Source organism: Streptomyces sp. NRRL F-2664, from assembly GCF_000719345.1.
GTDB lineage: Bacteria > Actinomycetota > Actinomycetes > Streptomycetales > Streptomycetaceae > Streptomyces.
The window spans coordinates 1-4783 of record NZ_JOFX01000116.1 but is presented as its reverse complement, the minus strand read 5'-3'; the positions used below and the strand labels follow the sequence as shown (position 1 = coordinate 4783).

Below are 4783 nucleotides of genomic sequence, written 5' to 3'. Positions count from 1 at the left end.
ACCTACGGTGGCGCAACGCCAACGCCCGCCACCCCGACGTCCTGGCCGCCCAGCGCCGCGAACGCGCCAAGGTCCGCAGCGAACGCCAGCAACGCTGGGACCGCCCACGGCCCAAAGCCGCCTAATCAGCCCCGGCGAACGTTCGTGGCCAACGCACTAGCTAGGCAGGCACGACACCCTCGCCCAGACCGCCGCCGGGTTTCCGGATCCAGCGGAAGCACCGACCACGCCTGTGTACACAGCGTGATCACACACCTCGACGCCCGCGCGCCCCCACCCGCCCGCGCACTGCGACAGGCACGTCCCGGGTACGTCCTCGTCGACGGCACGCCCGCCGAGGGCGCCCGCGTGGGCAGCGGCCAGGACGGCTACGCAGGCAAGCGCCGCACGCACGGTGCGAACATCTGGGCGCCCACCGGCCCGCCGGTGGGCTCCTCTGCTGTCCGCCGGGACGGACCGCGGACACCACGGCCGCCCGCACCCGCAGGATCGCCGCCGTCTGTGAGCGGCTGAAGATCCCCGCCCTCGCGGACAAGGCCTGCCAGGGAGCCGGCGGAACGTTCGCGCCACCCGCCAAGAAGCGCCGCGACCGCGGGCTCACTGTCAAGGAGAAGTCCGCCAACCGGGGCACCCGCCCGAACGCTCACCCCGTTGAACGGGCCTTCGCCCGCCTCAAGGCCTGGCGGATCTTCCGCAGAGCCCGCGTCAGCCCCAGCAGGCTGACGTCAATCCTCAAGGCCGTCCCCTGGAGAAGCAACGCTGAAGAAGCTCATTGAGTGCAAGGGGGCCAGGAGCCTCGTCACTGCTGCGGTCCTGGCGCGGCCTGCGGGTGCGGCTGGGGGCGTGCTGGATGCCGGGGTGCGGCCCGGGCGGGGGAGGGGGTGGTTTGGAGGGGGTGTGCCGACCCGGTTCGGGAAGCGGCCGGGCTGGCCCGCACCGGAGCTCCGCCGGCCGGCGGGTGCGGCCTCGGCAGCAGGCGGATGTGTCGCCGACCGGCACGGAGCGGCCCTTGGGCCATCCCTGGGAGCCAGGGCGGGCAGCCGTCAGCCGCACCCGGTCTCCTCTGGGCCGCCGGCCCTTCAGCGCTGCCTTTCCAGGGCAGGGGCGCGGCGCCGATAGGCGCAGGGGCGTGTGGGCTGCAGCGGGCGCGTCGGAGGATGCGCCGGGGCTTTCAGCCGGGCGGCTGCGCGTCCGGCGGGTGCCCGGGCGGCGGGCAGGGCCTGCAAGCGGAGGCAGGGGGCCTCGAAAGGGGGGGAGGTCCTGGCGCTGGCGGGGCAGACGGCCCGAGAGCTTCCCGGCCCGCGCGGCGCCGGCCCGGCCGCCGCGGCCCAGGTCCTGGTCAGCCACGCCCCTGCCGGGGGCGGTTCCGCTCGCAAGCGGCCTGCGCCCCGTCCGCCGGCGTCTCGCCGGTCCCCGCCGCCTTCCGGGCTCGCCAGCCGGCACCGCCTCCACCGGAGCGGAGACCGGCAGCTCCACCGGGCCGCGCACACCACCACCCTGGTCCGCATGCGCCCCGCCCCTGCCGCGAAGCCGTACGCCGCGCGCAGGGCCAGCGGGGCCAAGACCGCCGGGGACGCACAGCGCTCTGCCTGAAGCGCGCGATCTCCAGGCAGCTGTTCAAGATCCGCCAAGGGGCTGAGCCGGACGGCGGCGGCCAGTCCCGCCTCCCCAAGCGGCTTGGCTTGCTACAGCAGCCCGGGCTGCGCGGCAGACGGCGGGGGCTGCGGGGGCTGGCGGTGTCCGCGGCGGGCGGCGCGGGGCCCGGCCCGGCCGGCGGGGGGAGTCCCGTGCCGTTCTGGCGGGATGCTGCGTGCCGGGGGGCGGCCGGGCCGGAGGGGCCGGCCGCGGCTGGCGGGCGCCTGGGCGCTGGTGCGGGTGCGGCCCGGGGGCTGGGGCGGTGCGGCGGGGTGCTGCGGGCCGGTTGCACCGGTAGGGGGCTGCCGGCTGGGTCCGCGGGCGGGCGGGTTGGGGGTGTGGTGGCGGGGGCGGGGCGGCAGGTGCGCTGCCCGTCTGCTGGCGGCGCAGCAGGGGTGTGCGGGGGCGGGTTCCTGCCGGGTGGTGGCCTGCCCGGCCCGCCGCCCCCCGGCGGGCCGGGCAGGCCACCACCCGGCAGGGGCTGGTGTGGTGCGCGGCCAGGGGCTGGTGTGGTGCGCGGCCAGGGGCTGGTGTGGTGCGCGGGCTGGGTCGGCGGGCCGGCGGGGGAGGGGCGGGCCTGCCTGGAGGGCGGTTCGCCGCTGCCTGCTGGCGGCGGGCTGCAGGCAGCGGGATTCCGGGGGCCTGCGGCCGGGTGCGGGGGAGGGTGGCGGCTGTGCGGGGAGGGGGTTTCGCCAGCCGGCGGCGGGGGCGCCGGCCAGGGACTGCGCTCCTGGCGTCCTGCCCGCCCGGGGGGTGGTGGTCCGGCGGCGGGCTCCGGCCCGCGGGCCCGGCGTGGCGGCCATCGGCGCCCTCCTCCCTGTCATGGCCCGGGCTGCTGTCCACGGCGCTGCCCGGTCGCGCGCGGCGGCCCGGAGGCAGCACCTACACGAAAGCAGCCCCCCGCGCCCGCCCGCATCCCCACTTTGAAGGGCCGGCCCGGCAGCGGTCAGCGCCCCGGTGGTGTAGGCCCATTCCGGGCCGCGCCGGCCGGACGCCCCGGGAGCCGGGAAAGGCTGCACGGAGCGGGACAGCCTGGCTGCGCTGCGCCGGCCCCCGCTGCAGCCGCCTGTTCCCCGCGCAGGGGCCGGGCGCCGGCCGGCGGAATCCGGCGCGGGGGCCCGGGAGGCGGCGCCGTCCGGCTGCCTGTGTCCCGCCTGGTTCTCCGCCGGCCGGCACAGGCGGCGCCGGCCGGCCCCTCCCGGACCGCGCCGGCGAGGAGGCCGCCCGCCCGGGCCTTGGGCGGGCGCGGCGGGCCGCTCGGCGGGGGCGGTGCCGGCCAGGCCGCCGGGAGGGCGCCCAAGCGCAGTGGACAACCCAGCCAGCGCGGCCGCCTTCCTCTGCGGCGGCCCCCGGCGCCGGGGGCCGCCGCAGCTGCCTGCCTGGCCCCCTCCTCCCGCCGGGCTGCGGCCGTCTGCAACCGCCGTCGGACCTCTGCCGCAGCGCCCTTCCCGGCCAGCCGGCCAGGGTGCTGGCGGCGCCTGCTGACAGGCGTCCGCAGGGGAGGCCGCGCAGGGACGCGGCGGCGGGCCGGCTGGACCCCCCTGCCCGCCCCAGCCGGCGCGGACTACGCTGTGAAGCCGTCAGCGGGCCCGTGCGGGCTGTCCGCCCCGGACCGGGACGGGCAGCCACCGGCCAGTACACCGGCCCGTGGAGGGCCGCGGGCGCCGCCCTGCCGGCCGCGCTGCCGGGGACGCCGCCGCTGTGGAGGCGCAGGCGGGCCGGGCGCATGCCGGGCTGAAGCCGGCCCCCGCCGCTGCCGCCGGCACTCCGCAGTGCACGGCGCTCGCCGTAGGGTCCGAGTCCGGTCGCCCGGCAGGCCGGCCGCGCGCTGCCGCCCCGCCGGCCTCCCGGGCGGGGCCGGGCGGTGACTGCGGGCCCGCTCTGCAGCCGGAAAAGGCGCAGTCCCGACAGGGCTTCCGCCCCTCCGGACGCCCTTTGAGCCCCACGCCCCTCGCCAAGCCGCATACCCTCGTGATGCAGCTCCCCGGGGCTGGCGTACCGCATGGCCGGGCTGGCCGCCCAGCAGCCGGGCATGCGGCCGGGCCGCCACCAGCTGCGCCGCGCTCACAGGCGCGGGCCGTGCGGCCGCCGCCCAGCATGCGGGCTGAACCGCTCGCCGTCCCCCCTACTGCAGGTGATACCGCAGCCGGCCGCCGGCCTTCACCGCCGTGGAGAGGGCCCCGCCGGGGCCGGCAGGGCGGACAGCACCCGGCAGGCTGGGCAATGCGAACCACCGCAGGAACAGGCCGGGCCCGCCGGGCAGGAGAACCCGGCCGGGGCACCGCCCGCAAGTGCGGGGCGCGTGCCGAAGCAGACGCGGGCCTGCCCAAGGACCGGAGTGCGCGTGGCGGCTACTCCGGCAGCGAGGCTGGACCCGGCCGCCCTTCCCGGCGCCGGCCGGCAAGGCCGGGGGAGCCGGCCCCGGCCTTGCCGGGAAGCGCTGAGCTCGCCAGCCGGGCAGGCCGACCGGACGCAGCCCCGGGTCCCGCGCCTCGCATGCCTGCAGAGGCCGGCGGAAGCCCTTGAAGACCTGCACCAATGTTCCCGTAGTACGCGGTGGCCAGCAGCCCGGCGGCCACTCGCGCCGGGCCGAAGATCTGCACCCTGGACCGCCGCTCCGCCGACGGCGCGGCCGACCCAGCACAGCACCAGGGGCAGGGGGCTGGACGGAGGAGGGACAGCAGCCCCGGAAGCCTCTTTCCTGGAGACGTCCCATCGCGATACCCGCCCCGGAGGATTGCCATGCCCTCTTCTCCCGCCCCGTCCCCTGCCGCCCGCCGCATCCGCCGGAATGGTGTGGCCGGCCTCCTCGCCCTGGCCGCTGCCGGCACCGTTGCCGGGGAGAGCGCGGGTGAGGCGTTCGCCGCCCCCGGCTCCCGCTCGGCCGCCGCTGCCGCGGCGGTGCCTGGGGCTTCGGGCACCGTGTCGGGTGTGTTCGCCCCGGGTGAGGAGGCGGGGGGTGCGGTGGATGTGCGGACCGGCCGCTACTCCCTGGAGGTGCCGCTCTTGGGCACGGCGGGGCGGGGGGAGGCTTCGTTCGGGCTGTCACTGTCGTATGACCAGGAGTTGTCGGGTCTGGGGGTGGACCGGCAGGGCCTGGGCGCGGGTATGGGTTTGGGCCTGCCGTTCGTCGACACCGGTGAGGGCC

Annotated in this window: 2 protein-coding genes and 1 pseudogene; all 3 read left to right on the top strand. The window is 78.7% G+C overall.

The window, feature by feature from the left end:
• The first annotated feature begins 243 nt into the window (after nt 1-243).
• Nucleotides 244-513 (top strand): hypothetical protein, encoded by a 270-nt coding sequence (locus IF89_RS48495; RefSeq protein WP_234328004.1) that lies wholly within the window; start codon nt 244-246, stop codon nt 511-513.
• Complete coding sequence (locus tag IF89_RS49900; RefSeq protein WP_420707005.1) at nt 405-776, top strand: transposase family protein; 372 nt, start codon at nt 405-407, stop codon at nt 774-776. The genes IF89_RS48495 and IF89_RS49900 overlap by 109 nt, the downstream gene beginning before the upstream one ends.
• Nucleotides 777-4377: 3601 nt before the next feature.
• Nucleotides 4378-4783, top strand: a pseudogene (locus IF89_RS0134280) (hypothetical protein); the annotation flags it as partial.